Source organism: Streptomyces sp. GL_148, from assembly GCF_057834205.1.
Map to the genome: position 1 here is coordinate 8,422,655 of NZ_CM174396.1, position 26,992 is coordinate 8,449,646.

The window sequence follows — 26,992 nt, forward strand, 5'->3', positions numbered from 1 at the left end:
GCGGGTCACCACCGCGACCCGCCCGCCGGCGTCGGGTGCTCGGCCCGACGCCGACGGACAGTTCCGAGGTGTCAGACCAGCGGGGGTACGACCGGCTGCGACTGGGTGGCGCAGTGGATTCCGCCGCCGGAGGCGATGTTGTCGATGTTGAGCTGGACGACGTTCCGGCTGGGATAGGCGGACTGCAGGATGGTGTAGGCCAGGCCGTCGGCGTAGCCGTCACCGAACTGCGGAGCGATGACGGCGCCGTTCACCGTGTAGTAGTTGGTGTAGCTCGACAGGAAGTCGTTGCCCTGCCCGCGGATGGCGCTGCGGTCCGGACCGGGGAGTTCGGTGATGGCCAGCGCGCGGCCCTGGGCGTCGGTGGCGCTCTTGAGGATCCGCGCGGTCTCCTCGTAGACCGCGATCCACTTGCTGTCGGCGCCCGGGCCGGGCTTGTCCAGGATGACCTTGCCGGGCGCGGTGAAGCGGGCGAGGCAGTCGATGTGGCAGTCGGTGATGTCCTGGCCGGCCAGGCCAGGGACCCAGATCACCTTGTCGATGCCGAGCGCCGCCTTCATGGCCTGCTCGACCTGGTCCTGCGACGTGCCCGGATTGCGGTTGCTGTTGACCATCGAGCTCACCGTGGCCAGCAGAGTGCCCTGGCCGTCGGTCTCCAGCGAGCCGCCCTCGCCCACGAACGACGCCTGGATCCGGTTGACCCCGTACTGACCGAGGAGCGTCTCGGCGGCCACGGCGTCGTTGGCGAAGGGCTGGGCGTACGACGTGCCGGCCTTCCCCCATCCGTTGAAGTTGGTGTCCACCCCGGCGATCACACCGGCGCCCACGACGAAGGTGGGGCCGAAGTCCCGGATCCACAGGTCGTCGTTGGCTATCTCGATGACATCGATTCCGTAGTAGGCGCCGCTCCCGCACAGGTACCGGGCATCCGCGGCCTGACCGGCGCGGGCCAGCATCACGACGGGCTCGTAGCGCGAGATCGCGTACGCCACGTTCGCGATGTCCCTGCGTACCCCGCCGAGGCTGTTGCCCCACACGGAGGAAAGCGCCGGCCAGGCCATGAAGGTACGGACGTGCCGGCCCTCTTCCGCAGGCATCCGCAGCGCGGTGGAGCCGCTGTCGGCCGTGGCCGCCCGGGCGACCGTCGGCAGGGCGGAGCCAAGGGCCGCGAGCGGCAGCGCCGCCACGCCGAACTGGAGCAGCCTGCGTCGGGACGTGGCTGGGGTGTTGGTCATGGGACTCCCTGGTGAACAAGAGCAAGAGAGATGCGTCTCACATCCTGGTCCGTACTGAAAATTCAGTCAATGGATTGGCCGATGTGACTGAAAATTTAGTCAGGGAGTGGATGATCGGAGGCCGGCCCGGGCCTCGAGGCGGACCCGGGCCGGTTGTTCAGCGGTTGGGTTCCTGCATGGTGACGCAATGCGCGCCGCCGCCGCCGTTGCCGTAGAGGTAGTCGAGGTTGAGCTGTACGACGGGCCTGCCGTAGGCGGCCGCGATGGCCGTCTTGGCCGCCGCGTCCTTGGCGGTGTCGCCGAACTGGGTGGTGATCACCGCTTGGTTGGTCACCGTCCAGTTCATGTACGAGCTCAGGAAGTCGGCCCGCTTGCCGGCCGCTATGCGGGGCAAGGTGTCGGGGCCCTCGATGGTGAGGACCTGCAGCCGGCGTCCTCTGGCGTCGGTCGCGTTCACCAGGACGTCGCGGATGGCCTGGGCGTTCTGGGTCCAGACGGCCGGCCGTACGGCGCCGTTCAGCTGCACCATCACCACACCGGGCTTGATGTAGCGGGCGGTCCCGTCGATGTGGCCGTCGGTGACGTCCTCCCCGTAGACGCCGGGCAGCCAGATCATCTTCGTGGCGCCGAACCGGGCCAGCAGCTCCGCCTCGATCTGGCTGCGCGTCTTGCCGGGATTGCGGTTGCTGTTCACCCAGCAGCTCTCGGTCGCCATCAGCGTGCCGTCGCCGTCGTACTCCACACCGCCGCCTTCGCCGACCACGGCGGCCTTGGTGAACGCGACGCCCGTGTAAGCGGCGAGCTTCTGCGCGACGACGCGGTCCTTGTTGTAGGCGGAGCCGGGGATGCCGTAGAAGCTCGTGGCGTTCTCGCCCCAGGCGTTGAAGTTCAGGCCGATCGAGTCCAGGCCGCCGGCGCCGTCGACGCGGAACAGCGGTCCGGTGTCCCGCATCCAGCAGTCCGAGACGGGAACCGAGCTGATCACCGTGACGGTGGACCCGCACATGCTCCGGGCCTGCGATGCGGCTGACGAGCCGTCCGCGCACATCGTGACCGGCTCGTACTTGGCGATCTCCTTGGCGAGCTTGGCGATGTCCGTCTGGATCTTGGACAGCGTGCTGCCCCAGATCGTGTAACTGGAGGGCCAGGCCATCCAGGTTCGCTTGTGCGAGGTCTCTTCCCCCGGTACGCGCCAGGATGCGGCCTGGGCCGGCTGCATGCCGCCGAGTACGGGCCCCACCGCCAAACCGGCCGCTACTGCTCCGGTTCGGGTCAGGAGGGTTCTGCGGCTCATGCCCGGTGTGGCGCCGTTGTGCTCTGTCTTCACGTGGTGCTCCTTGTGGGAAGGGTGCGTTCTGTCCGTGCACTGCGGGATGTTCAGTGGGGTGGGGCCAGTAGTCCCTCCTCTCGGACCATCTGGCGCTCGGTGGCCAGATCGAGACTCCGGGCGAAGGCCCAGTAGAGGAGGCCGGCCACGGGGAGGCCGACGGCGATCGAGCAGTCCACGCCTCCGAGGAGCTCCGCGACGGGACCGACGTAGAGGCCGGTGATGACCATGAACGGCGCCATGCAGGCCAGGCCGATGCCGTAGGCGAGATTTCCTCGCCAGCCCCATCGGCCGTATATGCCGTGCGGGTTGAAGATCTCCTTGACGACGTACAGGCCGCGCCGGACGAAGAAGAAGTCGACCAGGTTGATGGCCGTCCAGGGGATGAACAAGTACGTCAGCACCACCACGACGTTGGCGAAGAACCAGTTGAACTGGTCGATGCCGACAAGGGTGGAGACCGTTCCGACGGCCGCCAGCATGATCCCGATCGTCGCCACCCGGAGGGTCCGCGTCGGCTTGACCGGCCGGAACGAGTCCAGGATCGAGATCATGGTGAGGCTGCCGCCGTACTGGTTGATCGCCATGATGGAGAGCAGGCCGACGAGCAGGACGACGACGGCGATCGTGCCGAATCCGCTGAACAACCGGTCAGCCGACAGCTTCAGGGCGGTCACCGGATCCGTGCCCTTGGGCGCGGCGGCCGAGACCACGGCGCCGAGGATGAACACCCAGATCCCGGAGACGGCGCTGGGCAGGTAGGTCCACCAGAAGGTGCTGCGCACGGGGACGTCGGGTCTGAGGTAGCGCGAGTAGTCCGAGACGTACGGCGCCCAGCCCAGTTGGAAGCCGGCGACGAAGACGAAGACGAGCATGAACGGGGCGAGGTCGAGCGGGCCGGCGTCCCAGACGCCGTCCGGTAGCCCTCCGCCGAACAGGGCGGACACGGTGACTGCTGCGGTGACCACGACGAAGGGCCAGGTGAGCCACCTGTTCAGGCGGTGGATCCACTCGTACCCGAACAGGGCGATCACGGTCGCCACCGCGGCGGCCAGCAGATAGCCGAGTCCGTTGGGAACTCCGGTGAGCAGGTTCATGGCCTGGCCGGACAGCAGGGCGTCGGAGGTGTTGAAGGCGATGTAGTTGACGAGCGCGAACACCCACACCGTGAGTGCGGCGCCCAGGTAGCCGAACTGAGCCCTCGACTGCACCAGTTGAGGCAAGCCCAGTTGGGGACCCTGGGCCGAGTGGAACGCCATGAAGAACGTCCCGAAGAGCGAGCCGAGGACCGTGGCGACCACGGTCCAGACGAGCGAAGCCCCCATGGACAGCGTCACGACGCCGGTCGCCAGGCCGGTGAGGTTGAGGCTGCCGACGAACCAGATGGCCCCGACGCTCGAGGGCTTGCCATGCCGTTCGGAGAGGGGCACCCAGTCGATCGAGTGCTGTTCGATGCCCGCAGGAGATGCGGAGTTGTGCGGGTGTGAGTCAACTGGGGCCATTGGGGCTCCTGTACACGGGGGCTTGCGTGAAGCCGTCAGCGGCCCTGACCTTCCAGGGCCGGTCGGGGTGCGCTCACAGTAGGGACTGACGGAAATTTCAGTCAATGCTTTTGACGGGCTGAAAACTGACGGAGACCGGGCCGGGGATGTCGCTGCGCCCGCGCGATGCCCGGGCGGGGGAGGGGGCGTCGTCCTCCACGCCCGAAAGGCCCCCGGGAGTCATTTATGCTTCAGGGCGGCCGCGGGGTGGTGGCTCGTCGCCGTACGCGGCTCTGCGGAACGGGCCGGTCCGGCCGGTCGAGGAGGGCGTCCTGCGTCCGGGCCTCGGCTCGGACCGGCACCGCATGACGCTGATCATGAAGATCGCGAAGATCATGGGGAATCGAGCGACCACCGCCACGCGGCTCAGTGGGGTGGGGCGCCCGGCCCACGCGCCCGCGAACAAGAAGATCCCCAGGGAGAAGTGAGGTATGCCAGTGATCTGCGTCGGAGGCATGATCGGAATCGGCAAGACGAGCGTCGCCGAGCTGCTCGCCAAGGAGCTGGGCAGCGAAGTCTTCTACGAGAGCGTGGAAGACAATCCGATCCTCCCGCTCTTCTACACGGCGAGCCCCGAGGAGATCCAGGCGAAGCGCTACCCCTTCCTCCTGCAGCTCTACTTCCTGCAGACGCGGTTCGCCGCGATCAAGGAGGCGTACAAGCAGGGCGACAACGTCCTGGACCGTTCCATCTACGAGGACTGGTATTTCGCCAAGGTCAATCACGACCTGGGCCGGATCAGCTCCCTCGAGATGCGGGTGTACGAGGGGCTGCTGGGCGAGATGATGCGCGAGATCGACGGCCTGCCGTACCGCAAGGCACCCGATCTCATGGTCTACCTCAAGGCGGACTTCGAGACGGTGCTGCACCGCATCGGCCTGCGGGGCCGCGATTTCGAGCAGGACGAGAGCCTCGTCGAGTACTACCGGACCCTGTGGTCCGGCTACGACGACTGGGTGCACAAGCACTACTCGGCCAGCGACGTCCTCGTCATCGACATGAATCACACCGACGTGGTGCACAGCTCCGACGACGCGGCCCGCGTGGTGCGCGAGGTCAAGGACGCCCTGGCGGAGAGCCGCCTCCAAGTCTGACGGCGCGATGTCATGACTCAGCCCGGATTCTGCCGAATCCGGGCGAGTCACCTGACGACGATCGGCCTGCTCGCCCTGCCCGGCGGCTTCGGCGGGTCAGAAGCGGAACGTGCCCAGATCGCGCACCGTGTGGGCCAGGGCGCGGATGAGGTCGTTCTCGGCTTCGGTCTGCCAGACCAGGGCGAAGGTCATGGTCGGCAGGTCGGGGACGGGAAGCCATCCGATGTTCGGCATGGCCCCCCAGTACCTGGTGACATGGCCGGGAAAGCTGTGGATGATCTCGCCCATGCCGACCATGCTGATCAGGTCGTGGGCGGTGTCCGCGGACATGCTGCGCTCGATCGTCCGGCCTCGTGGGGTGTGGAAGGGCAGGTGACTGTCCTCCCAGTAGTCCGGCAGGCCGAGGGCCGTGGCGTGGGGGAAGTCGGCGAACAGCTCGAGGGGCACGGAGTCCCGTCCCGCGAGCTCGTGGTCGGCAGCCAGGGCAAGGACCCGGGAGTCGGTGCACAGGGCCGGCCCGACGGTGAAGTCCGCCTCGTCCACGGGCAGCCAGGCGACGACGACGTCCATGGCACCGGAGCGGAGCTGGCCGAACACATCGGTGAAGGTCGTCTGGCGTATCTGGAGTCCCCATTGCGGATACCGGGATCGGAACGCTTTCCAGTAGGGGTGCAGATCGACGACGTTGAAGGGCAGCATGCTGACGCGGAGCTGTGCGGTGATGCCGCGGGCGGCCAGCCGGGCACGATCCAGGGAGGCGTGCAGGCCTGCGTAGACCGGTTGCAGATCGTCGCGGAGCTGTCGGCCGATCTCGGTCAGGAGCACGGTCCGGCTGGTGCGGCTGAACAGTTCGGCACCGATGCGCCGCTCCTGTTTCTTGATGGCCTGACTCACGCGCGCGGGGGAGACCTGCAGCCGCTCCGCGGTCCGGCCGAAATGCAGCTCTTCGGCCAGCACCAGGAAGATCTCGATGTCCCGCAGCTCCACCGGCTCCGCAGTTCTCCGGCGACAACCCTGCGTTATCGAACAGCGCGGAACTCTACATTCATCCGGCTCTCCGGGTGAGGCGTGATCACGCTCTGGACGCGGTCGGCGTTTCGGCGCGCGTGGCCTCCAGTTGGCGCCGGCGCGAGTCTCCTGACGTGACGTGCAGGCTGTACGAGCCGGGCTTGCCGGCCTCGTCGGCGAGGTGCTTCGGGATGACCTTGCAGACGAGTTCCTTGAGCTTCGCGCCCGGGCGGCCGTCGATGTTGAACCACACCGCGACGTCCGACCGGTTGCCGAACTGGAAGATGCCGTCGCGTCGGCCCAGGCTGATGCACTGGGCACCGAACGACTGGTTGAGGGTTGCGGGCTGCTCGTCCGCGAGCCGGCTCAGGACCGTGTCGGCCGCGCGTGCGCCCATCGGCATCGCGGCCTGGCAGCTCATCCGCAGCGGCAGGCCCGACGGGGCCGCCGAATCGCCCGCCGCGACGATGCGTCCATCGTCCACGCTGGTCAGCGTCTCATCCGTCAGGAGGCGACCGAGGACGTCCGTGCTCAGTCCGCTGCGCACTGCCAAGTCCGGTATGCCGAAGCCGGCCGTCCAGATCGTCACCCCGCTCGGCAGCTCGCGTCCATCGGCAAGCTGCACGGCGTCGCCGCTCACCGCCGTCACCTTCGTGCCGGGGCCGTCGAGAACGTTCACGCCGAGCCGGGCGAGCCGTCGGGCGACCGAGCGGCGGCCCCGGGCGTGAAGGTACGGACCGAGCACCCCACCGCAGACCAAGGTCACCGCGCGGCCCTGCTCCGCCAGCTCGGCGGCCGTCTCGATGCCCGTCGGACCCGCCCCGACCACGGTCACCACAGCCTCCGGCGGGGCCGCATCCAGGGCCGGACGCAGCCGCTGCGCGTCCTCCAGCGTGGCGATCGGGTACGCGTACGCGGCCGCTCCCGGCACGCCCGGGTCGGCGCTGCCGCTGCCCACCGCGTAGACCAGGTAGTCGTAGGCGAGCGTGGCGCCCGAGGCCAGCGCCAGGCTGCGGTCGTCCGCGTCGATCCGTTCCACCGTGTCGACGACGAGGGACACCCCTTCGGCCAGGACGTCCCAGTACGCGATGACCGCCGCATCGGACCCGCCCACCAACTGGTGCAGACGCACCCGGTGGACGAAGTCCGCACGCGGATTGACCAGTGTCACCGTCACGTCGCCCCGCTGGGTCAGGCGGTTCGCCGCCATGACACCGGCGTACCCGCCGCCGATGACGACCACTTCGGTGTTCTTCTCGTTCATGGTGTGTCTCCATCTTTCAAAGGGTTCCGGGCACAAGACACCGGCGGCCCGATCCATGTGACAGATCCAGCCGCGTGGCCTGCATCACAAAGGTCAGGCGCCGGCAGGCGCCACCCACTCCACGAGCTGGATCAGCACGCCGTTGGGGTCGGCGAGGTGCAACACGAGTTCGCCCCACGGCTCCTGACGGAGCGGCACCACAATGTGCGCACCCTCTCGCCGCAGCCGTTCGTACTCGCCGGGGAGGTCGGTGACCGTGAAGGACACCACCACCTCGGCCTGCGGAGCCGACGGCTGTCTCGGCCCGGGGTGCGGCTGTGGATCGGATTGCAGCACGACGAGGTCAGTGGCCGCGTCGTCGCGCGAGAGGTGGATGAAACCCTCCGCCACCAGCACCTCCCGGAAACCGAGATGGCTGGTGAAGAACCGGCTCGATGCCGCCGGATCGCCGACGGTCAGCAACACCGCCGACGCGATGACGTTCATGGATCGATCTCCTCCCGGTGGTCGCCTTCCGACACGGTCAAGGATCGGCGCGGCGGGGAAGTGGATCAACGTCTCGTCTTGCAACGACAGTTAACCCAGCGGTTCACGATCCGGGGGCGGGCGAGCTTCCATGCCGCCCCGCGCCACCTGCCACCGGCTGTGACGTTTCCAGGGCCCTGGTGCGAGCGGGGTGGCGGCCGGGGAGGTAGTTTGCTCGCGTGAGTCTCCTTGATGATGTAGCAGAGCGTGACGGCTGGCAGTGCTGGGTGTGTGACGAACCGGTCGACCCCGACGAGTCGGTGAACGACCCGCGGGGGCCCAGCGTCGACAGCCGGACCGCCGACCGGAAGGCCAAGGTCACCGAACGGCTCGCGCACCGCGGGTGCAACACCCGCAAGGGCGCGGTCAAGGTGGTCATCCCCTGGCCAGAGCGCCTTTACGTGGTCGAACCCGCGCCGCTGATCGCCGTTGCCGAGAGGCTGGAGCGCAAGGGGGGACGCGAGATGGTGGGCCGTTGTCCGACCAAGAAGGATGCGCAAGAGGCGGCGGATTGGCTGGTGGACCGGTTCTCCCGGCTGGTACCGGGGATGCCGGTGACCGCCGACATCCAGGCCGGCGGCGGCCAGTTCCTCATCGTCCTGGCCACCGGCCGCCGCTGACCGGGGATCCCTCCCCGCCACGCGCCCCGCTAGGGCTTGGACTCAGCGTGCGAGCGCCGACCAGGGGCTCAGCCCCACCTTGGCGGTGTTGCCCAGGTCCACGGACGCCTTCAGCCGCAGCGTCAGCCGGGGCGCGCCCGGCTTGGGGACGAGCTCCAGCACCCGCCCCTCGGTGGCGGGCACGGTCGAGTCAGTGACCAGGTTGCGCCACAGCAGTCCCGTCGTGGCGGCCTGGCCCGGCTGGAGCGTCACCCGTTGCGGCGGCGCGTCACTGCCGGCGGTCGGGGTGGTCACGCCGTTCGTCCCGTGCCCGATGTCCACCTGGAGGGGCCGGTCCTGCCCGTCCAGCAGCCGGACCTCCGGGTAGCCCTCCAGTACGTATGCCGCCGAGCCGCAGTTGACCAGCTGGAAGTCGGACGCCCGCAGCCCCATCGCCGCGTTCACCTCTCCCTCGGCGAGCCGTACTCCGCCCTCGGGGCAGGGCTCGGCCCTGCCTGAAGGCGGGGACTCCCCGATGGACTCCATGACCGAGTCGCATCCCACCGGCATCAGCGTCAGGGCGCTCGCCCCAGCCATCGCGCCGATCCGTCTCGCCCACCCCTGTGCACGCATCCCTCGACCCTACGTTCCAGCTGATGGGGCCGATGTGGCGGATCGGGTCCCGATCCCGACAGGCCACTTCTCCGTTATTGGTCCAGACCTATTGACCGGCCCTGCGGTTCCTCCTACGATCCGGTCCGGACCAGCCCCACCTGTCCCCACCTCACCCAGAGCCGGGCGTCACGCCCCCACGCGTCGGTCATGTCCACGGCGCTCGGCGGGAATGGAGCGCACCATGTTCCGTCGGAGATCACGTACTCCGCGCCTGACGGCTGACGCCGGCCCTCGTGTGAACCGGGCCGGACGCGCCAATCGCGGAACGAGCGTCCTGAACCGCTCCCTCGCCGGGGTGAGCGCCGCCGCCGTCATAGGAACCGGCATTGCCGTGGCCGGCTCCGTCGCGGCCGGGGCTGCGACGACCGGGGCCGTCGCCACCAACCTAATGGTCAACTCCGGATTCGAGAGTGGTCTCTCCGCCTGGACCTGCTCCGGAGGCTCCGGCGTGGTCGTCGGCAGTCCGGTCCGTTCCGGCTCCTCCGCACTCAAGGCCACGCCGACCGGCCAGGACAACGCCCAGTGCGTCCAGACCGTCAGCGTGCAGCCCAACTCCCAGTACACGCTGAGTGCTTACGTCCAGGGCAGCTACGTCTACCTGGGAGCCACCGGCACCGGGATCACCGGTGCCCCGTCCACCTGGACGCCTAACAGTCCGTCGTACGGCCAGCTCAGCGTCGGCTTCACCACGGGGCCGAGCACCACCACGGTGACCGTCTACCTGCACGGGTGGTACGGGCAGCCCGCGTACCACGCGGACGACGTGTCGCTCACCGGCCCCGGCGGCAGCAGCCCCACGCCGACCAGCACGCCGCCGCCGACGACCGTCCCGCCGACGACCGCGCCCCCGACCACCGCGCCCCCGACCACCGCCCCGCCGGGCGAGACCTGCCCCATGAAGCCCAAGCCGTCGGGCAAGGTCCTGCAGGGCTACTGGGAGAACTGGGACGGCGCCGCGAACGGCGTCCACCCCGGCATGGGCTGGGTCCCCATCACGGACAGCCGGATCGCCGCGCACGGCTACAACGTCATCAACGCCGCCTTCCCGGTGATCCTCTCGGACGGCACCGTCTTGTGGCAGGACGGCATGGACGCCGGCGTCAAGGTCTCGACCCCAGCCGAAATGTGCCAGGCCAAGGCGGCCGGGGCGACGATCCTGATGTCGATAGGTGGTGCCACCGCGGGCATCGACCTGAGCTCCAGCACCGTCGCCGACAAGTTCGTGGCGACCGTCGTCCCGATCCTGAAGAAGTACAACTTCGACGGAATCGACATCGACATCGAGACCGGCCTGACCGGAAGCGGCAACATCAACACGCTGTCCGCCTCCCAGGCCAACCTGGTGCGCATCATCGACGGCGTGCTGGCCCAGATGCCCGCGGGCTTCGGCCTGACGATGGCTCCCGAAACCGCGTACGTCACCGGCGGAAGCGTCACCTACGGGTCGATCTGGGGCTCGTACCTGCCGATCATCAAGAAGTACGCCGACAACGGGCGGCTGTGGTGGCTGAACATGCAGTACTACAACGGCAGCATGTACGGCTGCTCCGGTGACTCCTACCAGGCCGGCACCGTCCAGGGCTTCACCGCCCAGACCACGTGCCTGAACAACGGCCTGACCATCCAGGGCACCACGATCAAGGTGCCTTACGACAAGCAGGTGCCCGGCCTGCCGGCCCAGCCCGGAGCGGGCGGCGGCTACATGACGCCGAGCCTGGTCAGCCAGTCGTGGAACGCCTTCGGTGGTTCGCTGAAGGGGCTCATGACGTGGTCGGTCAACTGGGACGGCTCGAAGGGCTGGACCTTCGGCGACAACGTCAAGTCCCTCCAAGGTCGTTGATCGCAGCGCTGAACCCTTGAACCCCTGAGCCCCTGACCTTCAGGGGGACGTGGAAACGAGCGGGCAGGAACCCGGGGGAGCGGTGAGCCCCCGGGTCCCTGCTGATGCGGGGGCAGCGCCCGGTCTCAGGAGACGGCGCGCAGGCGGGTGGCCGCGGATTCCGCTTCCCGTACGACGCGGTCGGTGTCGACGTCGACGAGGCGGCCGCCCAGCTTGAGGGGGCGGCCGTCCACGAAGACCGCGCGGACGTTTTCCGGGCGGCCGTTGAAGACGATCTGGTTGATCCAGTCGAATCGCGGCGCGAAGTTGAGCGAGGCGGGGTCGATCACGATGATGTCGGCGCGTTTTCCGGGCCTCAGGGATCCCACCGTGTCGGCCATGCCGATCGCCTCGGCGCCGCCGAGCGTGGCGAGGCGCAGGACGTCGTGCACCTGGGGGAACACCGAGGCCTCCAGCGAGCGTGCGCGCTGAAGGCCGATGGCCGCCTTCATGAGGGCGAAGAAGTCCGAGGAGTCGTTGGTCCCGCCGTCCTGGCCGAGCCCGGCCTTGACGCCGCGTCGGCCGAGATCCGGCAGCCGCATGATCCCCGAGGCGAGGCGCATGTTGCTGAGCGGACAGTGTGCGACCCGTACGTCGTGCGCTGCGATCGCGGCGATCTCGTCGTCCGTGAGGTGGATCGCGTGGTTCATGAGCAGCCGGGGCCCCAGCGCGCCGATGTCCGTAAGGGTGCCGATCGGGTCGTCGGCGCGCTGCTCGGCGCGTTCGAGGAGGTGGCTGTTGAGCATGACGCCGAGGTCTCGGGCGATCTCCCAATGCAGCCGGTTGAGGCCCCTGATGGCCCGTGCCGCGTGGGTGGCGACCTGCGCCGTGGCGAGGGGGAGCGGGTCGATGAGCTCCTTCTTCGTCCGGGTGATCAGTGAGGCTTCACGCTCGGCCTGGAACATCGCGTAGGTGAACCGCACGCCCGTGCCGGCCAGGGCCCGTACGTACTGGACCGTCGTGTCGTACGGGAGGGCGTCCACCCAGTCCACGAGCGTGGTCACGCCGGACTGCACGGAGTCGAGGGCGCCGAGGCGGACGAAGCGGTACATGTCTGCGGGCGTGATCCGGGAGAACGTCGCCCGGTTGCAGTCGGCCAGCCATCCGAAGAGGTCGCGGTCCGCGCAGCCGCCCCGCATCGACGACTGCCAGAGGTGGGTGTGCACGTCGACGAATCCCGGCATCACCAGGTGGCCGGCGGCATCGATCACCTGTGTGCCGGGCGCCGTGGGCAGCCGCTTCCCCACGGCCGCGATGGCGCCGTCCTGCATGAGGACGTCCGTGTGCTCGACCGCGCCAAGAGGGCCGTCACCGAGGGCGGGTTCCATGGTGAGCACGAGGGCGGCGTTCCTGAGCACGATGGCCCGCCCCGGGGGTGTTCCACCGTGCGGCCGGCTCCTCCCGGCGCCGAGGGTGAGCGGAGCGGCTGCGGCCATTCCGAGGCCGCAGAGGATGCCGCGACGGCTGGGGGCCCCTGCCTTCGGCGTAGGCGGGGGCACGTCCGGTAACGGGGGCGAAGCGGGTTCGGGACACTCGCTGAGCGGGTTCATGGCGTGTGGCCTCCCAACGAACGCGGGTGGGAACGGCCTTCCTCGCGCATTGACGGGTGGTCAGATCGACGGGGGAGGCTACATGAATCGTCCATCGGGGAGGCGGCTTTCCGATAGAGGTGCGTCAACATTTTGTAGAAGTTCCATCCGCCGCTCCGGGCCGTCGGATCAGGCGGAGATCGGCAGGGTCTAGCCGTGCGGGGTGAACGTCACCGGCAGGGCCAGAGGTCCCCGGAGGCCTCCGGGGCGCCAGGGGATCTCCGCCGGGGATACGGCGAGGGTGAGGCCCGGCAGGCGCCGCAGGGCGGTGCCGATGGCGATCTGTCCCTCCAGACGGGCCAGCGGCGCGCCCAGGCAGTAGTGGATGCCGTGCCCGAACGCCAGGTGGGCGTTGTCCGGCCGGGTGATGTCCAGGCGGTCGGGATCCGGGAACCGCCCCGGGTCCCGGTGGGCGAGGGCCGCGCCGATCAGCACGGTCGCGCCGCGCGGGACGCACATGCCCGAGATCTCCACGTCCTCGCGCGCGAAGCGGGCGATGCCGGGGCTGACCGGGCCGTCGTAGCGGAGGAACTCCTCGATCGCGCCCGGCAGCAGCTCGGGATCGGAGCGCAACAGGTCGAGCTGGCCGGGGTGGGCGAGCAGCATGGCGATGCCGCCGCCGATCAGGTTGACCGTGGTGATGTAGCCGGCGGCCAGCAGCAGGAACACCATCGCGACCAGCTCGTCCTCGGTCAGCCGCTGTTCCTCGTCCCGGGCGGAGACGAGGGCGCTGAGCAGGTCGTCGCCCGGGTCCGCCCGCTTGGCGCCGATGAGGTCGGTGACGTACGCGCGCATGTGCTGCCACGCCTCGTTCACCACGGCGGGGTCCGGCGGCTCCGCGCCCCGCATGGTCATGCAGTCGGTCCAGTGCTGGAACTCGTGCCGCTCGTCCACCGGCACCCCGAGCAGCTCGCTGATCACCGTGACCGGAAGCGGCAGTGCGAAGTCCGCGACGAGGTCGGCGCGGCCGGCCGCCACGACCGCGTCCAGCAGCCGGTCGGCGACGGCCTGGATCCGCGGCCGCATCCCGGCGACGCGGTGGGCGGTGAACGCCTTGGACACCAGGCGGCGCAGGCGCGTGTGGTCGGGCGGATCACTGCGCAGCATGTTGCCCAGCATCGCCTCGCGCTCCGTGTCGGGCAGCTGCTTCAGGAGCCGGGTGTCCGAGGCGTCGCGCACGTCGCTGCTGAGCCGGGGATCCGAGAGGGCCGCGAGCCCGTCCTCGTAGCGGGTGACGAGCCAGGCCTCCAGGCCGCCCGAGATGACGACCCGGCGGACCGGGCCGTCCTCGCGCAGGTGCCGGTACAGCGGGAACGGGTCCGCCACGAAGGCAGGATCGGCGTAGGGGAGGAGGACGGGTCGCTCGCTCATGACGCCTCCCGCACCGCGGAGCCGCCGCGGAGGGATTGCGCCGGGGGCCGCTCGCGCAGGGCCCCGTACCCGATGAAGTAGGCCGGCACCCGGTTCAGCCACCGCGAGCCGGTGACGAGCTCCGTCAGCCGCTTCGCCGCCTGCGGGTGGCCGAACGCGGTGCGCCCGGCCAACAGGGGTTCGATGACCTGGGCGTGGGCCAGGCGCTGCAGGCCCTGGGTCGCCACCGTCGTGGGCATGCGGCGGCGCTGCACGCGGCGTACGTCGTGCAGTCCCACCGTCCCCGCGCGCAGCGGCCCCACGAGGTGGCGGGCGGCCGCCACCGCGTCCTGTACGGCGAGGTTGATGCCGATGCCGAAGACCGGCGACATCGCGTGGGCGGCGTCGCCGATGCACAGCAGCCCCGGCCGGTGCCAGCGGCGCAGCCGGTCCAGCCGTACGTCGAGCAGCTTGACCTCGTCCCAGGAGGAGACCGAGTGCGCCCGGTCGGCCAGCCACGGGACGGCCTCGGTGAACTGGGCCATGAACCGGTCCAGGCCTTCCGCGCGGCGCTCGGCATCGGTTCCCTTGGGGATGAGCCCCGCGCACTGCCAGTAGTCGCCGCGGTCGATGAGCGCGCTGAAGAACCGCTCGCCCAGGCCTCCCACGAGCCCGCTGGGATCACTCTCGTGGCGCGGCATCCGGAACCACCACGCGTCCATCGGGCACGGGAAGTCCTCGAGGCCGAGCTCGGGCAGCACCCTGGCCAAGGATCCGCGGCCGTCGCAGGCGACGGTCAGCGTGGCCCGGATTTCACCGGCGGCGCCGTCCGCGGTGCGGTACCGCACGCCCGAGACCCGACCGTGTTCCCTCAGGAAGGACGTCGCCTCGGTGTCCATGCGCAGCCGGAAGCAGGGCTCCTTGCGCGCCTCATCGGCGAGCAGGTCGAGCAGGTCCCACTGCGGCACCATCGCGACGTAGTTGTACTTCCCGGGCAGCGCCCCGATGTTCCCGACCGTGACGAGGGAGCGGTCCGGCCCGATGGGCAGCTGTACCGAGGTCACCCGCCGCTGCGGCAGCCGGGCGAACCGCTCGGCGAGGCCGATGTCGTCCAGCAGCGACAGGGTGGACGGATGCACGGTGTCGCCGCGGAAATCGCGCAGGAAGTCGCCGTGCTTCTCCAGCACGGTGACCTCCACCCCGGCCCGGGCCAGCAGCAGTGCGAGCACCATTCCGGCGGGCCCGCCTCCCACCACACAGCAGGTCGTACGCTCCACGGCGCCCCATCCCTTCGACGGCATCGGCCGAACCCGATGACGTGTACCCCACCAGCTTGCTCGTCGCTGCTCCGCACGGGGCGGCGACGCGCGGTGTCCTGCGGGGTGTCGGCCGGGGCGTGGCCGGGGGCGGGATCCTGTCGCGCATGGACGTGGACCTGCAGTCGGTGATGCTGGAGCTGTACGCGGTGCGGCCCTCGGAGTTCACCTCGGCCCGGGACGAGTACGTGGCCAGGGCCCGGAAAGCCGGGGACCGGGACGTCGCCGCCGCGATCGCCGCGCTGCGCAAACCGACGGTGGCGGCGTGGACGGCCGGGCTGCCGGCCCGCCTCCGGCCGGAGGCGGCCCAGGAACTCCTCGCACTCGGCGAGGCGCTGCGATCCGCGCACCGGACCCTGGACGCCGAGCAGCTGCGGAAGCTGTCGCACGACCAGCACGTGGTGATCGGCCGCCTCGCGCGCACGGCTCGCTCCCTGGCCGCCGAGGTCGGCCAGGCGGTGAGCGATCCGGTGCTGAACGAGGTCGAGCGGATCCTCCACGGTGTCCTCGCCGATCCCGATGTCGCAGCCCGGTGGGCGGCGGGCCGCCTGGTGAAGGCCCCGGACCCCGCGTCCGGCTTCGCCGGCCTCGAACCGCAGCCCGGCGCGGCTCCGCCCCGGCGGAAGGCGGCCGCGGCCCGGACCGCGGGCCCCGCGACCGAGCGGACGCCGGCCCCGGGTGCGAGCGCGGCGCGGGCCCAGCGCGAGCGGGTGGAGGCGATCCGGGCCGAGTTGGCCGAAGCCCGCGCAGAGGCGGACCGCCTGAACGCCGTACAGGCCGCGGCACGGGACCTGGCGGACAGCACGGCGGCGGCGGTGGCGCAGGCCGAGGAGGAGGTTCGGACCGCGGCGGAGCACCTGGAGGAGGCGCGGGCGGCGAGCGCGGCCGCGGCCGCCGGCTCGCGGGATGCCGCGCGAGCGGCCGCGAAGGCACGGAGGCGCGCGGAGACGGCGGCCCGGAAGGCCGAGAAGCTCACCGCCTCCGAGGAGTGACCCGCCACGCGCGGCGGAACGCCCACCTAGTGCTGTGACCGGAAAGGTTCACCGGGTCGCGACGCCCGGCACGGCACCTCGCCGTGTTGTCGGACCACGCCGGTACGTCCAGTACGAGGCGCGGTCCTCCGCCTTGCGATGCACCGCACCGAACGCCGCGACCCGGCAAACCTTTCCGGCCGCAGCACTAGTCGGTCGCGACCGCGCGCAGGATGTCCAGGCGCGCCGCGCGGCGTGCCGGGCGCCAACCCGCGAGGACACCCGCCGCCACGCCCACCAGGGCGACGATCGTGAGCTGCAGCGGCGGGACGGCGAACGCGAACGCACTGTCGCTCGCCCCGTCCGAGGCCTTCACCAGGACCCACCCGAGGACGCCGCCCAGCGCCAGACCGCCGGCCGTGCCGAACGCGGCGACCAGGACGGACTCCCAGCGGACCATGGCCCGCAGCTGCGCCCTGGTCTGGCCGACCGCCCGGAGCAGCCCCAGTTCGCGGGTGCGCTCGTGGACGGCGAGGGTCAGCGTGTTGGCGATGCCCAGGAGAGCGATCAGCACGGCGAGGGCGAGCAGCGCGTAGACGAGCGTGAGCATCATGTCGATGCCGCCCGCCGACGACTGCGCGTACGCGTCGCGCGTCTGTACCTCGGGGCCGCCGTACAGATCGGCCGTCTTCTCGACCGCCGCCACACCCGCCGCGGCCGACACCCCGTCCTTGAAGGTGACGGTCACCAGCGAGTCCGTGTCCTGCGCGCGGTGCGGCGCCCAGGCCGCCCGCGTGATGACGTAGTCGCCGGCCAGCTCCGACCGCTCGTACACCGCGCGGATCGTGAAGGGCTGCTTCTGCCCGTCGGTGAAGGCGAGTTCGACCGTGCTGCCGGGCCGCCATCCGTGCCGCGAGGCCTCCTTCTCGGAGACCGCGATCCCGTCCGGCCCCAGCGCGTCGAACCCTCCCGTCACCGTGCCCAGGTCGAGGCCGACCGCGAGCGCGGCCGGTTCGGTGACGGTCAGCGCCCGCCCCTCGCCGTCGACCTCCGCGACTCCCTTGCCCAGGCCCACCGCGACCGCCACCTCGGGCAGCGCCGCGACGGCCGGCGCCAGCTTCGGACTCAGGCCGCTGCCGCCCGCGCCGAAGGCCGGGGCGCTGATGGCCACGTCCCCGGCGAAGGAACGCGAGACGGTCCGGTCCATGGTCGCCTTCAGGGACGCGCCGAAGACGGTGAACAGGGAGACGACGGCGACGCCGATCATCAGCGCGGTCGCCGTGGACGCGGTCCGTTTGGGGCTGCGCCGTGCGTTGCGCGCCGCCAGGGCGCCGGTCACCCCACGCAGCCGCTCCAGCGGACGGCCGAGCACGTGCACGGCGGCCGAGGACGCCACCGGACCCAGCACGACGAACGAGGCCGTCGCCAGCGCCGCGCCCGCCCCGGACAGCCACAGCGACGGAACGGCGAGCACCCCGGCCAGGATCAGGCCGATGCCGGCCGTGCCCAGCGCCGCGCCGGTGACCGTACGGGACCGCGAGGCCCCCGAGTGGTCCACCGCGCTGTCGAGCAGCGCGGCCAGCGGCGCCGTACGCCCGGCCCGTACGGCCGGCAGCACGGCCGAGCCGAGGCAGACGACGACCCCGACGGCGAGGGGAACCAGCATCGACAGGCCGCTGATCACCAAGTCCCCTTCGGGGAACGGGAATCCGATGGCGGGAAAGAGCGCTTGGAGCCCCGCGGCGAAGCCGACGCCGCCGAGCAGCCCGGCGGCCGAGGCGATGAACGCGACGACGGCGGCCTCGGCCAGCGTGCCGCCGACGACCTGACGCCGGGAGGCACCCAGGGCGCGCAGCAGGGCGTTCTCTCGGGTGCGCTGGGCGACGACGATCGCGAAGGTGTTGTAGATGCTGAAGGTGGCGACGAGCAGGGCGATGCCCGAGAAGACGAGCAGCATGGTGGTGAACAGGGTCAGGAACTGACCGGAGATCATGTCGGTGTTCTCCTGGGCCGATTCCTCTCCGGTGATCGCCTCGACGCCCTGCGGCAGCACCGCGGTGAGCGCCTTCACCAGCTCGCCCTGGCTGGTCCCCGGACCGGCGCGCACCTGGATGGACGCCGCCTGGCCGGGCGCCGGCGTCAGATACTTCTCCGCGTCCGCCTGGGTCATCCCCGTGTACGTGACCTGCGCCATGCCGTCCGCGCCGCCGAAGGTGGCCAGGCCGACGACCGTCACCGGGACGGGGTCGGGCGTGCGCAGCACCGTCGTGTCGCCGAGCTTCAGCCCGCCCTTGTCCGCCGTGGCCCGGTTGACCACGACCTCCCCGGTCCGCTCCGGCACCCGGCCCTCCGCGAGCCGGTACGGATTGAGTTCCGGGTCCGCGATCCAGTTCCCGGCGAGCGTGGGCGGCCCCTGGCCACCGATCGGTTCGCCGTCGGAGCCGACGAGCTGCCCCGCGCCCTGAACGGCGGGGGCGGCGGCGGCCGCGCCCGGGGTGCGCCGGATCTCCTCCACGAGTGAGGTCGGCACGGGCTGCCGGGTGCCCTGGGCCTCGCCCGGGACGGTCACGACACGCGAACTGCGCACCACCGCGTCGGTACCGCTCGCCGCACCGGCGAACATGCTGTCGAAGCTCGCGCGGAGGGTGTCGCCCATGACGAGCGTCCCGGCGAGGAAGGCGACGCCGAGCAGCACGGCCATGAAGGTCCCGGCGAACCGCCGCTTGTGCGCACGCAGTGAGGCCGTACTGAGCCGCAGCACGGTGCGGGCACTGCTGGTGCTCATGACTCCTCCTGCAGGGCCGCCGCCGTCAGCGGGCGGGCGTCGAAGGACTTGAGCCGGTCCAGGACGCGGTCCGCGGTGGGACCCGCCATCCGGTCGACCAGCCGCCCGTCGGCGAGGAAGACGACCTCGTCGGCATGGGCGGCGGCCACCGGGTCGTGGGTGACCATGACGACCGTACGGTTCATCTCGCGCACCGCCCGGCCCAGCAGCCCGAGCACCTCCTCACCCGAACGGGAGTCGAGGTTGCCGGTGGGCTCGTCGGCGAAGACGACATCGGGGCTGCCGGCGAGGGCGCGGGCCACGGCGACGCGCTGTTGCTGGCCGCCGGAAAGCTCGGCGGGCCGGTGGTGCAGCCGGTCGCGCAGTCCGACGACGTCGATGAGGCCGTCGAGCCAGGCACCGTCCGCGCGGCCGCCCGCGAGGTCTTGGGGGAGCGTGATGTTCTCGGCGACGGTGAGGGTGGGAATCAGGTTGAAGGCCTGGAAGACGAAGCCGACGCGCTCGCGGCGCAGCAGGGTGAGCCTTCGGTCATCGAGTGCGCCGAGGCTCGTACCGCCGATGAAGGCGGCTCCGGAGGTGAGGGTGTCGAGACCGGCGGCGCAGTGCATCAGGGTGGACTTGCCGGAACCGGAGGGTCCCATGATCGCGGTGAAGCGGCCGGCCGGGAAGTCGACGCTCACCCCGTCCAGGGCCCGGACCTCGGTGTCGCCCCGACCGTAGACCTTCACGGCATCGACGACCCGGGCGGCGGCGGCGACACTGCCGTCGTCGTCGCCGCCCGGCACGGTGGCGTTCCTCATGCCACACCGCCCTTGGAGGCGCGGCCGAACTGCTCGTCCAGGACGGACAGCCGCCGCCAGTACTCGTCCTCGTCGATCTCGCCGGAGGCGAACCGCCGGCCGAGGACCGAGATCGGGGACTGCTCGCCGTACGCGGCGCCGCGGGCCTGCCACGGTGCCCGGCGGCCGCGCCACACGGTGCGGCGCAGCACGGTGACGGCGCCGACCACCACGGCCGCCCAGATCAGGGGGAAGAACAGGATCCACGGGCCGGGCCCGTCGTGCGCGAGGGTGGTGAGGGTGTTCATCTCGGTTCAGCTCCTCGGAAGTGTGGACGTGTGCGTCACACTCCGAGACTGGCGCCGGGAGGGGGTCCGGGTCGTCGTACGGCCGGCTGCACCGCGCGTACCACCGGGGGAGTACGAGGGCGGGCTGGGGGAGTCAGCCGAGCCAGCCGGGCCGCACCAGCCCCGACTCGTAGGCCAGGACGACCAGCTGGGCGCGGTCACGGGCGCCGAGCTTCACCATCGTCCGGCTGACGTGCGTCTTCGCGGTGAGCGGGCTGACGACCAGGCGGCGGGCGATCTCCTCATTGGACAGACCCAGGCCGACCAGCGCCATCACCTCGCGCTCCCGCTCGGTGAGCCGGTCCATGCCCAGTCCCGCCTCGTTGGCGGCGGGCTGCTTGGAGCGGGCCGCGAACTCCGCGATCAGGCGGCGCGTGACACCTGGGGACAGCAACGCATCGCCCTCCACCACCGCCCTGACCGCCCGCAGCAGTTCCTCCGGTTCGGTGTCCTTGACCAGAAATCCCGAGGCGCCGGACCGGAGCGCCTCGAAGACGTACTCGTCGAGCTCGAAGGTGGTGAGCATGACCACCCTGACGTCTGCCAGCGCCGTGTCCTCGGTGATCCGCCGGGTGGCGGCGAGCCCGTCGCAGACCGGCATCCGGATGTCCATGAGGACGACGTCCGGACGCAGCTCGCGCACCAGGCGCACGGCCTCGTCGCCGTCGGCGGCCTCTCCCGCCACCTCGATGTCCTTCTGCGCGTCGAGCAGGGCCCGGAACCCCGCCCGGACGAGGAGCTGGTCGTCGGCGAGCAGAACACGGATCACGGATCCTCCTGGGACGGGACGGCCTTCAGCGGGAGCCTGGCCAGCACGCGGAAGCCGCCGTCGGGGCGCGGGCCGGCCTCGATGGTGCCACCGAGGGCCGCGGCCCGCTCGCGCATGCCCACGAGACCGGTGCCGCTGCCGCCCGCCGGATCGCCCGTGGCCGGTCCGTCGTCGTCCACGCGCAACTCCAGGACGCGGGGCTGCCAGGAGAGGTGAATGCGGGCGCTGCGTGAACCGGAATGCCGCACGACGTTGGTCAGTGCCTCCTGCAGGATGCGGAAGGCGGCGAGGTCCGCGCCGGGCGCCAGCGCCCGGGGATCCCCGCTCGTTGCGATGTCGACGCTCAGCCCGGCCGCAGCAGCCTGCTCGGCGAGCTCGGGGAGCCGGTCGAGACCGGGTGCGGGCGCGCGGGGCGCGTCGCCGGGAGTGCGCAGGGTGTCGAGCACCTGCCGGACCTCGCCCAACGCCTCCTTGCTGGCCGCCTTGATGGTGGTCAGCGCCGAACGGGCCTGCTCGGGGTCGGAGTCGAGGAGGGCAAGCCCCACTCCCGCCTGGACGTTGATCACCGAGATGCTGTGGGCGAGGACGTCGTGCAGTTCGCGGGCGATGCGCAGCCGCTCCTCATTCACCCGGCGCTTCTCGGCCGCCGACCGCTCGGCCCGGGCGAGGGCCCACTGCTCCCGGCGTATGCGCACCAGCTCGGAGACGGCGAGGATGGCAAGGACCCACGCGGTGATGCCCACTTCCTGCGCCCAGGGCGCGGGCCCGTCCCCGGCGGGCGGCAGCCGGCGGTAGAGCAAGTGCCCGATGAGCAGGTGGCCGGCCCAGAGCAGCCCCACGGCCCCCCAGGCCGCTCTGCGGCGTCCGGCGACGACTGCGGCGAAGCAGGCCAGGGCCAGGCTGATGAACACCGGGCCGTACGGGAACCCGGCGCCGATGTACACCAGGGTCACGACGCTGACCCCGTACGCCACGGCCACCGGGTACCGGTGTCGCCAGACGAGCAGCAGGGGCCCGAGCAACAGCAGGAGCCGCGCGAACCCGTCCAGCGCCACCCGCCCGCTCTGTTCCTGTGCAGCCCACCCCGAGCCGACCTGGGCGAAGGCGGCCACGAGCAGCGAGGAGCGCCAGGCCGGGCCCCGCCCGGTCCGCTCCACCCATCGCTGCCACGGAGGGACCCCCGGGCGCTCGCGCTGCTCTTCCATACCGCCCACGTTAGGCGGCGTCCACCCTCCCGGGCGTCACTCCGGCGTAGCGTTTCAGACGTACTCCCCAGGTAGTACGCGGGTGTACGCGCGGCGGGGTCGAGCCCGGCGCCCGCCCGCCGCCCGCCGCCCGTAGCCCGCCGCCCTGCGGGCGAGGGCCTGCCCACGGCTATCGGCTATCGGCTGAGCGACCGGAGGGACACCGCGTCGTACGGCTTCAGCTCGTCGAAGCGGTTGCCGAGGACCTTCGCGGCCCACTGCGGGTCCTGGAGCAGCGCCCGGCCGACGGCGACCATGTCGAACTCGTCGCGTTCCATGCGGTCCAGGAGGTTGTCGATGTCGCCGAGCGCCGCTCCCTCGCCGGCGAAGGCGCGGAGGAAGTCGCCGTCGAGGCCGACCGAGCCGACCGTGATGGTGGGCCGGCCGGTGAGCTTCTTGGTCCAGCCCGCCAGGTTCAGGTCCGAGCCCTCGAACTCCGGGAGCCAGTAGCGCCGGGTGGAGGCGTGGAACGCGTCGACGCCGGCCGCCGCCAGCGGGGCCAGGATGGCCTCCAGTTCCTCCGGGGTCTGCGCGAGCCGTGCGTCGTAGGCCTCCTGCTTCCACTGGGAGTAGCGGAAGATCACCGGGAAGTCGGCCGGTACGCGCTCGCGGACCGCGGCCACGATCTCCGCGGCGAACTTGGTACGGGCCGCCGCGTCGCCGCCGTAGACGTCGGTGCGGCGGTTGGTCCGCTCCCACAGGAACTGGTCGAGCAGGTAGCCGTGGGCGCCGTGCAGTTCGACGCCGTCGAAGCCGATCCGTGCGGCTTCCGCGGCGGCGTCTGCGAACGCGCCGATGACGTCGTCGAGGTCGGTGCGGGTCATCGCCTTGCCGGTCCCCTCGGTGCCGTCGACACGGATGCCGGAGGGGCCGATGGCAGGGGCGTCGGCATACGGTGCTTCGCCCTGCTTGCGCACCATGCCTATGTGCCACAGCTGAGGCACGATCGTGCCGCCCACCTCGTGCACGGCCGCGGCGACCTTCGCCCACCCTGCCAGCTGGTCCTCGCCGTGGAACCGCGGCACCCGGTCGCTCTGCCCGGCGGAGTCGTGACCGACGTAGGTGCCCTCGGTGACGATCAAGCCCACGCCCGCGGCGGCCCGGCTGGCGTAGTACGCCCGCACGTCCTCGCCGGGCACGCCGCCGGGGGAGAACATCCGCGTCATCGGTGCCATCGCGATGCGGTTGGGGACGGTCAGGCCGTTCAGCTTGACGGGCCGGGAAAGGATCTCGGCCGCGCGGGAGGCGATGGACGTGGTGACGGTCATGGGGGTTGGTCCTCCGGGTTGAAGCTGTGGCTCGTCGGGTGACAACGAGAAGTGCATAGTACATAGGCTATGTATCATGCATATCGCGAGGTCCGGCCGTCGTACGGCGACCCCCGCAGGCCGAGCCGTACGGGGGTCCGCCGTTCCCCGGCTTCACGGGTTTCGCGATAATGGGGCGTCGGAAGGAGCGGGGAGGCTCAGTGCTGGAGAAGCTGGAGCGGGAGCTGATGCTGCTCTCGCGGCACCAGGTGCTGGCCCGGCGCGAGCGTGATCCCGAACGCCTGGAGCGGTCGGCGTACCTCCTGCTCAGCCGGATCGACACACAAGGCCCCATGTCCATCGGACAGTTGTCGGAGGCCTTCGGACTCGACACCTCGACCGTGAACCGCCAGACGGCCGCACTGCTGCGCTGGGGACTGGCCGAGCGCGTCTCCGACCCGGAAGGCGGCATGGCCCGCAAGCTGTGCATCACGGCTGAAGGCGGGCGCCGGCTCGCCGAAGACCGCGAGGTCAACCAGTCCTGCCTGGCCCGGGTGGTCGCCGACTGGTCCCCCGAGGAAGTGCGGGAGCTGGAGGACGTCCTGATCCGGCTCAACCGCAGCGCCGAGGCCCTCGAAGGACGGTACTGGCCGCGCACGGAGGAAGAGGCGGGCGGCGGCTCGTAAACGACGCCCTCACGGTGAGGGCCGGCAGGCCGTCGAAGGTGCCCGGAGAGGGTGTTCCCCCGCTCATCTCCTTGCCGGGGCGGTCGCACTCCCCGACGATGCTGCAAGGCCCCTTCGGTCCGGCTTCTACCGGGCCCTCGGCGGGGACATCGAAGAAACAGGGGATGCAGTGACAGAGAATCGTATTCCGAGGAAGCGGTCCCGTGCGGCGGTGTCCGCACTCGTACCGCTCTTCGTGCTCGCCGGGCTGCTGCTGGGCCCGGCGGCGACCGCCGTGGCAGCCGCACCGTCCGTCCGTCAGGCCCCCGCGGCTGCGGCCCTCCCGCGGAGCCCTCTCCCGGCCGGCGCCGGCGTGGTGACCGTACTTCGCGCGCCGACGTCGTCCCAAGTCCAGGCCACCACCGGCAACAAGAAGAAAAAGAAGAGCAAGAAGAAGGGCGGGCTCTTCAAGACCCTCCTCATCGTCGTGCTCCTCGTCATCGTCGTGCTCGTGATCGTTCTCGGGGTACGCATGGCCCTGCGCCGCAGGTCCGCCTAGGACTGGATCGGCCGATCGCGCGACGAATCCCTCCACCGGCGTGGGCCCATTGCGGCAGCCCTCGCCGTCAAGGACCGAACGCGATCGGCGGTATGCCCAAACCGCGCAAACCTCGCAGGTCGGTACTCTGGGTACCCAGTTTCTGACCGGTCGTGAACGCAGCGATGAGTTTTGCCGGCCCGGCAAGTCTCACCATCGCTGTCGACAACACAGGAGGAGCACGTGGCTCAGCTGCTGAGGGTCCAGAACTTCAACGTCTCGAGTGACGGGATCGGTGCCGGTGAGGACCAGACCCTCGAGAGGCCATTCGGTCATGTCGATCCCGAGAGGCTGTTCTCCTGGGCCGGCGCCACCGCGAGCTGGCCCATGCGCACCGACCCCGGAGGGAGCCGGGGCCTCGACGACTACCTCACGCGAGACTACGCACGCAACATCGGTGCCGAGATCATGGGCCGCAACAAATTCGGACCCCAGCGCGGGCCCTGGGAAGACCACGACTGGCGCGGCTGGTGGGGTGACGAACCCCCGTTCCGCACCCCGGTGTTCGTGATGACCCACCACGAGCGCCCTTCGTTCACGCTCTCCGACACCACGTTCCACTTCGTCGGCGGCGACCCGGCCGCGGTCCTCGAACTGGCACGGGAAGCGGCGCAGGGCAAGGACGTCCGGCTCGGTGGCGGGGCCACCACCATCCGGGAGTTCCTTGACGCCGACCTCGTCGACACCCTGCACGTGGCGGTCTCGCCGGTGAAGCTCGGATCCGGAGTACGACTCTGGGAGTCACCCGATGAGCTGCTCGACCGCTTCCACCTCGACGTCGTGCCCAGCCCGAGCGGCGTGACGCACCATCTGTTCTGGCGAAAGTGACGGGTGGTGGCGGCGGGTCACGTTCGTCCTCGTAAAATCTCAAGAGCCGCGACGACTCCGGCGGCGTTGCCTACCGGCACTACGAGTGCAAGGGCAACAAGCCTTACAGCAGTGCTTCGTTCGACTTCGTGAACGGCAAGCTGGAGATCAAGGGCCAGGTCTTCCTGGACGGCCTGACGTCCAACGGCAAGATGACCAAGACCAAGTACAGCAAGATCAAGGTCGGCAGCACGATCAGCCAGATGCACGAGATCGCCGGCAAGGGCGCCTGCGTGCGCGTCGCGCAGTCAGGCGGGCCTCCGCTGACGCGACACGAGGTGAGATGGCGGGAGGGGGTGGTGGCGCCACGGCGCCACCACCCCCTCACGCATGCTGCCCGCGGCCCCGCCGTCAGACCTGGGGCGGGCCCTGTACGAGCAGTCGGGCCGCGGCGTGATCGGCGCGGTCCGCCTCGTCCGAGGCGTCGATGTAGCCGTAGGCGTCGTCGCCGACGGGGATCCGCAGAGGTGTCGGGCCCTCGGCGGCGACGATGTCCAGGACCCGCTCGGCGAAGTACTCCGGGCGTCCGGTCTCGGGGCTGTCCGCGAGGCCCCGGGCCCCTTCGAGCATCTCGCGGTTGGTGGCGTCGTAGGCAGGGACCCGGTGGGCGGCTTCGGCCATGGAGGTGCCGTAGCGCGTAGCGAACATGCCGGGTTCGATGACGGTGACGCGGATGTTGTGGGGAGCCGCCTCCATGGCCAGGGTCCGGGTCATGCCTTCGAGGGCGTGCTTCCCAGCGGTGTAGGCCGCCAGACCGGGGAAGGCCATCCGGCCGACCACGGAGGAGACGTTGAGGATGTGGCCGTGCCCCTGGGCCCGCATCAGCGGCAGGACGAGGCGCGCGAGCCGCCAGGGGCCGACGACCAGGGTCTCCAACTGGTCGCGGAGTTCGGCGTCCGAGACCTCCTCGACCGCGCCGAACAGCCCGACGGCGGCGTTGTTGACGAGGATGTCGATGCCTCCCAGGCGCTCGGCCGCGGTGCGGACGGCCTCCTCGCAGGAAGCGTCGTCCCGCAGCTCGAGCGGGATCGGCACGATCCGGCCGGGCCAGGCGGCGGCCAGATCCTCCAGATCGGCGGTCTTGCGGGCGGTGACGGCCAGTTCGTCACCGGCCCGGGCCGCCGCGGTCGCCAGCGCGTGCCCGAGCCCCGAGGAGCATCCCGTGACCAGCCAGCGTCGTCCCATGGTTCCCCCGTGATGGCCGAGTTGCTCCGGATGATGGCGGCAGTTCATGTTCGTGGGGGCTCCGATGCGCGGTCATCCCTGCTGCGGGGGCGCGCGGAGGCGCGCAGGCGCACGTCCGGGCGCGCGCACGCGC

25 protein-coding genes and 1 pseudogene are annotated in these 26,992 nt (G+C 70.8%); 9 read left to right on the forward strand and 17 right to left on the reverse strand.

Annotation, left to right across the window (positions count from 1 at the left end):
* Window positions 1-71: 71 nt before the first annotated feature.
* The 3 genes from AC3IYI_RS37935 to AC3IYI_RS37945 form a co-directional block, all read right to left on the reverse strand.
* Entirely contained in the window at window positions 72-1,235 is a 1,164-nt protein-coding gene (locus tag AC3IYI_RS37935; protein ID WP_489407969.1) for an agmatine deiminase family protein, read from the reverse strand.
* 157 nt (window positions 1,236-1,392) lie between these two features.
* Window positions 1,393-2,562 (reverse strand): agmatine deiminase family protein, encoded by a 1,170-nt coding sequence (locus AC3IYI_RS37940; protein WP_489407970.1) that lies wholly within the window; start codon window positions 2,560-2,562, stop codon window positions 1,393-1,395.
* A gap of 50 nt (window positions 2,563-2,612) precedes the next feature.
* On the reverse strand, window positions 2,613-4,064 hold the full coding sequence (locus AC3IYI_RS37945) for a purine-cytosine permease family protein (RefSeq protein ID WP_489407971.1): 1,452 nt from the start codon (window positions 4,062-4,064) through the stop codon (window positions 2,613-2,615).
* A gap of 344 nt (window positions 4,065-4,408) precedes the next feature.
* Between AC3IYI_RS37945 and AC3IYI_RS37950 the strand changes: the two genes are divergently transcribed.
* Entirely contained in the window at window positions 4,409-4,531 is a 123-nt protein-coding gene (locus AC3IYI_RS37950; protein ID WP_489407972.1) for a hypothetical protein, read from the forward strand.
* A 3-nt stretch (window positions 4,532-4,534) separates the two neighbouring features.
* Window positions 4,535-5,197: a deoxynucleoside kinase gene (locus AC3IYI_RS37955; RefSeq protein ID WP_489407973.1), complete on the forward strand. Its 663-nt coding sequence runs from the start codon at window positions 4,535-4,537 to the stop codon at window positions 5,195-5,197.
* 96 nt (window positions 5,198-5,293) lie between these two features.
* Here the strand turns inward: AC3IYI_RS37955 and AC3IYI_RS37960 are convergent, their stop codons facing one another.
* The 3 genes from AC3IYI_RS37960 to AC3IYI_RS37970 form a co-directional block, all read right to left on the reverse strand.
* Complete coding sequence (locus tag AC3IYI_RS37960) at window positions 5,294-6,184, reverse strand: LysR family transcriptional regulator (protein WP_489407974.1); 891 nt, start codon at window positions 6,182-6,184, stop codon at window positions 5,294-5,296.
* 85 nt (window positions 6,185-6,269) lie between these two features.
* Window positions 6,270-7,469: an NAD(P)/FAD-dependent oxidoreductase gene (locus tag AC3IYI_RS37965; protein WP_489407975.1), complete on the reverse strand. Its 1,200-nt coding sequence runs from the start codon at window positions 7,467-7,469 to the stop codon at window positions 6,270-6,272.
* 93 nt (window positions 7,470-7,562) lie between these two features.
* Window positions 7,563-7,955, reverse strand: coding sequence for a VOC family protein (locus AC3IYI_RS37970; protein WP_489407976.1), 393 nt, complete (start codon window positions 7,953-7,955; stop codon window positions 7,563-7,565).
* Between the two features lie 218 nt (window positions 7,956-8,173).
* On the opposite strand from AC3IYI_RS37970, the gene AC3IYI_RS37975 reads away from it, so the two are divergent.
* Window positions 8,174-8,614 carry a hypothetical protein gene (locus tag AC3IYI_RS37975; protein ID WP_489407977.1) on the forward strand — a complete coding sequence of 147 codons (441 nt, stop codon included), beginning with the start codon at window positions 8,174-8,176 and terminating at the stop codon, window positions 8,612-8,614.
* Between the two features lie 42 nt (window positions 8,615-8,656).
* Here the strand turns inward: AC3IYI_RS37975 and AC3IYI_RS37980 are convergent, their stop codons facing one another.
* A complete protein-coding gene (locus tag AC3IYI_RS37980; RefSeq protein WP_489407978.1) occupies window positions 8,657-9,190 on the reverse strand; it encodes a DUF4232 domain-containing protein in 534 nt (177 codons plus the stop codon).
* Window positions 9,191-9,449: 259 nt separating this feature from the next.
* On the opposite strand from AC3IYI_RS37980, the gene AC3IYI_RS37985 reads away from it, so the two are divergent.
* On the forward strand, window positions 9,450-11,108 hold the full coding sequence (locus AC3IYI_RS37985; protein ID WP_489407979.1) for a carbohydrate binding domain-containing protein: 1,659 nt from the start codon (window positions 9,450-9,452) through the stop codon (window positions 11,106-11,108).
* 125 nt (window positions 11,109-11,233) lie between these two features.
* Here AC3IYI_RS37985 and AC3IYI_RS37990 read toward each other — a convergent pair whose 3' ends face one another.
* The 3 genes from AC3IYI_RS37990 to AC3IYI_RS38000 form a co-directional block, all read right to left on the reverse strand.
* On the reverse strand, window positions 11,234-12,505 hold the full coding sequence (locus AC3IYI_RS37990) for an amidohydrolase family protein (protein ID WP_489407980.1): 1,272 nt from the start codon (window positions 12,503-12,505) through the stop codon (window positions 11,234-11,236).
* A 381-nt stretch (window positions 12,506-12,886) separates the two neighbouring features.
* Window positions 12,887-14,107 (reverse strand): cytochrome P450 family protein, encoded by a 1,221-nt coding sequence (locus AC3IYI_RS37995; RefSeq protein WP_489407981.1) that lies wholly within the window; start codon window positions 14,105-14,107, stop codon window positions 12,887-12,889.
* On the reverse strand, window positions 14,104-15,363 hold the full coding sequence (locus tag AC3IYI_RS38000; RefSeq protein ID WP_489407982.1) for an FAD-dependent oxidoreductase: 1,260 nt from the start codon (window positions 15,361-15,363) through the stop codon (window positions 14,104-14,106). Before AC3IYI_RS38000 ends, AC3IYI_RS37995 begins: the two co-directional genes overlap by 4 nt.
* 41 nt (window positions 15,364-15,404) lie before the next feature.
* Here AC3IYI_RS38000 and AC3IYI_RS38005 point away from each other — a divergent pair, with 41 nt between their 5' ends.
* Window positions 15,405-16,394 (forward strand): hypothetical protein, encoded by a 990-nt coding sequence (locus AC3IYI_RS38005; protein WP_489407983.1) that lies wholly within the window; start codon window positions 15,405-15,407, stop codon window positions 16,392-16,394.
* 187 nt (window positions 16,395-16,581) lie between these two features.
* Here AC3IYI_RS38005 and AC3IYI_RS38010 read toward each other — a convergent pair whose 3' ends face one another.
* From AC3IYI_RS38010 to AC3IYI_RS38035, 6 genes are all read right to left on the reverse strand, one after another.
* Window positions 16,582-19,158 (reverse strand): ABC transporter permease, encoded by a 2,577-nt coding sequence (locus tag AC3IYI_RS38010; RefSeq protein WP_489407984.1) that lies wholly within the window; start codon window positions 19,156-19,158, stop codon window positions 16,582-16,584.
* Window positions 19,155-19,958, reverse strand: a complete 804-nt coding sequence (locus tag AC3IYI_RS38015) for an ABC transporter ATP-binding protein (protein ID WP_489407985.1) — start codon at window positions 19,956-19,958, stop codon at window positions 19,155-19,157. The genes AC3IYI_RS38010 and AC3IYI_RS38015 overlap by 4 nt, the downstream gene beginning before the upstream one ends.
* Entirely contained in the window at window positions 19,955-20,245 is a 291-nt protein-coding gene (locus tag AC3IYI_RS38020; RefSeq protein WP_489407986.1) for an SHOCT domain-containing protein, read from the reverse strand. The genes AC3IYI_RS38015 and AC3IYI_RS38020 overlap by 4 nt, the downstream gene beginning before the upstream one ends.
* A gap of 133 nt (window positions 20,246-20,378) precedes the next feature.
* On the reverse strand, window positions 20,379-21,053 hold the full coding sequence (locus AC3IYI_RS38025) for a response regulator transcription factor (RefSeq protein ID WP_489407987.1): 675 nt from the start codon (window positions 21,051-21,053) through the stop codon (window positions 20,379-20,381).
* Window positions 21,050-22,258, reverse strand: coding sequence for a sensor histidine kinase (locus AC3IYI_RS38030; RefSeq protein WP_489407988.1), 1,209 nt, complete (start codon window positions 22,256-22,258; stop codon window positions 21,050-21,052). Before AC3IYI_RS38030 ends, AC3IYI_RS38025 begins: the two co-directional genes overlap by 4 nt.
* 176 nt (window positions 22,259-22,434) lie before the next feature.
* The gene (locus tag AC3IYI_RS38035) at window positions 22,435-23,565 is read right to left on the reverse strand and encodes an NADH:flavin oxidoreductase (protein ID WP_489407989.1); all 1,131 of its coding nucleotides are present in this window, start codon (window positions 23,563-23,565) and stop codon (window positions 22,435-22,437) included.
* Between the two features lie 170 nt (window positions 23,566-23,735).
* Here AC3IYI_RS38035 and AC3IYI_RS38040 point away from each other — a divergent pair, with 170 nt between their 5' ends.
* The 4 genes and pseudogenes from AC3IYI_RS38040 to AC3IYI_RS38055 all read left to right on the forward strand — a co-directional run.
* The gene (locus AC3IYI_RS38040) at window positions 23,736-24,230 is read left to right on the forward strand and encodes a MarR family winged helix-turn-helix transcriptional regulator (protein ID WP_489407990.1); all 495 of its coding nucleotides are present in this window, start codon (window positions 23,736-23,738) and stop codon (window positions 24,228-24,230) included.
* A gap of 211 nt (window positions 24,231-24,441) precedes the next feature.
* Window positions 24,442-24,768, forward strand: a complete 327-nt coding sequence (locus AC3IYI_RS38045) for a hypothetical protein (RefSeq protein WP_489407991.1) — start codon at window positions 24,442-24,444, stop codon at window positions 24,766-24,768.
* A gap of 222 nt (window positions 24,769-24,990) precedes the next feature.
* Window positions 24,991-25,635 (forward strand): dihydrofolate reductase family protein, encoded by a 645-nt coding sequence (locus tag AC3IYI_RS38050; RefSeq protein ID WP_489407992.1) that lies wholly within the window; start codon window positions 24,991-24,993, stop codon window positions 25,633-25,635.
* A gap of 101 nt (window positions 25,636-25,736) precedes the next feature.
* Window positions 25,737-25,865, forward strand: a pseudogene (locus AC3IYI_RS38055) (hypothetical protein); the annotation flags it as partial.
* Between the two features lie 160 nt (window positions 25,866-26,025).
* Here AC3IYI_RS38055 and AC3IYI_RS38060 read toward each other — a convergent pair.
* Window positions 26,026-26,859 carry an SDR family oxidoreductase gene (locus AC3IYI_RS38060; protein ID WP_489407993.1) on the reverse strand — a complete coding sequence of 278 codons (834 nt, stop codon included), beginning with the start codon at window positions 26,857-26,859 and terminating at the stop codon, window positions 26,026-26,028.
* Window positions 26,860-26,992: the final 133 nt, after the last annotated feature.

What these genes read in the sequence shown, in the direction of transcription:
- AC3IYI_RS37935 (WP_489407969.1), bottom strand. Translation starts at nt 1,235, where the DNA reads ATGACCAACACCCCAGCCACGTCCCGACGCAGGCTGCTCCAGTTCGGC.
- AC3IYI_RS37945 (WP_489407971.1), bottom strand. Translation starts at nt 4,064, where the DNA reads ATGGCCCCAGTTGACTCACACCCGCACAACTCCGCATCTCCTGCGGGC.
- AC3IYI_RS37950 (WP_489407972.1), top strand. Translation starts at nt 4,409, where the DNA reads ATGACGCTGATCATGAAGATCGCGAAGATCATGGGGAATCGAGCGACC.
- AC3IYI_RS37955 (WP_489407973.1), top strand. Translation starts at nt 4,535, where the DNA reads ATGCCAGTGATCTGCGTCGGAGGCATGATCGGAATCGGCAAGACGAGC.
- AC3IYI_RS37965 (WP_489407975.1), bottom strand. Translation starts at nt 7,469, where the DNA reads ATGAACGAGAAGAACACCGAAGTGGTCGTCATCGGCGGCGGGTACGCC.
- AC3IYI_RS37970 (WP_489407976.1), bottom strand. Translation starts at nt 7,955, where the DNA reads ATGAACGTCATCGCGTCGGCGGTGTTGCTGACCGTCGGCGATCCGGCG.
- AC3IYI_RS37980 (WP_489407978.1), bottom strand. Translation starts at nt 9,190, where the DNA reads ATGGCTGGGGCGAGCGCCCTGACGCTGATGCCGGTGGGATGCGACTCG.
- AC3IYI_RS37985 (WP_489407979.1), top strand. Translation starts at nt 9,450, where the DNA reads ATGTTCCGTCGGAGATCACGTACTCCGCGCCTGACGGCTGACGCCGGC.
- AC3IYI_RS37995 (WP_489407981.1), bottom strand. Translation starts at nt 14,107, where the DNA reads ATGAGCGAGCGACCCGTCCTCCTCCCCTACGCCGATCCTGCCTTCGTG.
- AC3IYI_RS38010 (WP_489407984.1), bottom strand. Translation starts at nt 19,158, where the DNA reads ATGAGCACCAGCAGTGCCCGCACCGTGCTGCGGCTCAGTACGGCCTCA.
- AC3IYI_RS38015 (WP_489407985.1), bottom strand. Translation starts at nt 19,958, where the DNA reads ATGAGGAACGCCACCGTGCCGGGCGGCGACGACGACGGCAGTGTCGCC.
- AC3IYI_RS38020 (WP_489407986.1), bottom strand. Translation starts at nt 20,245, where the DNA reads ATGAACACCCTCACCACCCTCGCGCACGACGGGCCCGGCCCGTGGATC.
- AC3IYI_RS38030 (WP_489407988.1), bottom strand. Translation starts at nt 22,258, where the DNA reads ATGGAAGAGCAGCGCGAGCGCCCGGGGGTCCCTCCGTGGCAGCGATGG.
- AC3IYI_RS38035 (WP_489407989.1), bottom strand. Translation starts at nt 23,565, where the DNA reads ATGACCGTCACCACGTCCATCGCCTCCCGCGCGGCCGAGATCCTTTCC.
- AC3IYI_RS38040 (WP_489407990.1), top strand. Translation starts at nt 23,736, where the DNA reads ATGGGGCGTCGGAAGGAGCGGGGAGGCTCAGTGCTGGAGAAGCTGGAG.
- AC3IYI_RS38060 (WP_489407993.1), bottom strand. Translation starts at nt 26,859, where the DNA reads ATGGGACGACGCTGGCTGGTCACGGGATGCTCCTCGGGGCTCGGGCAC.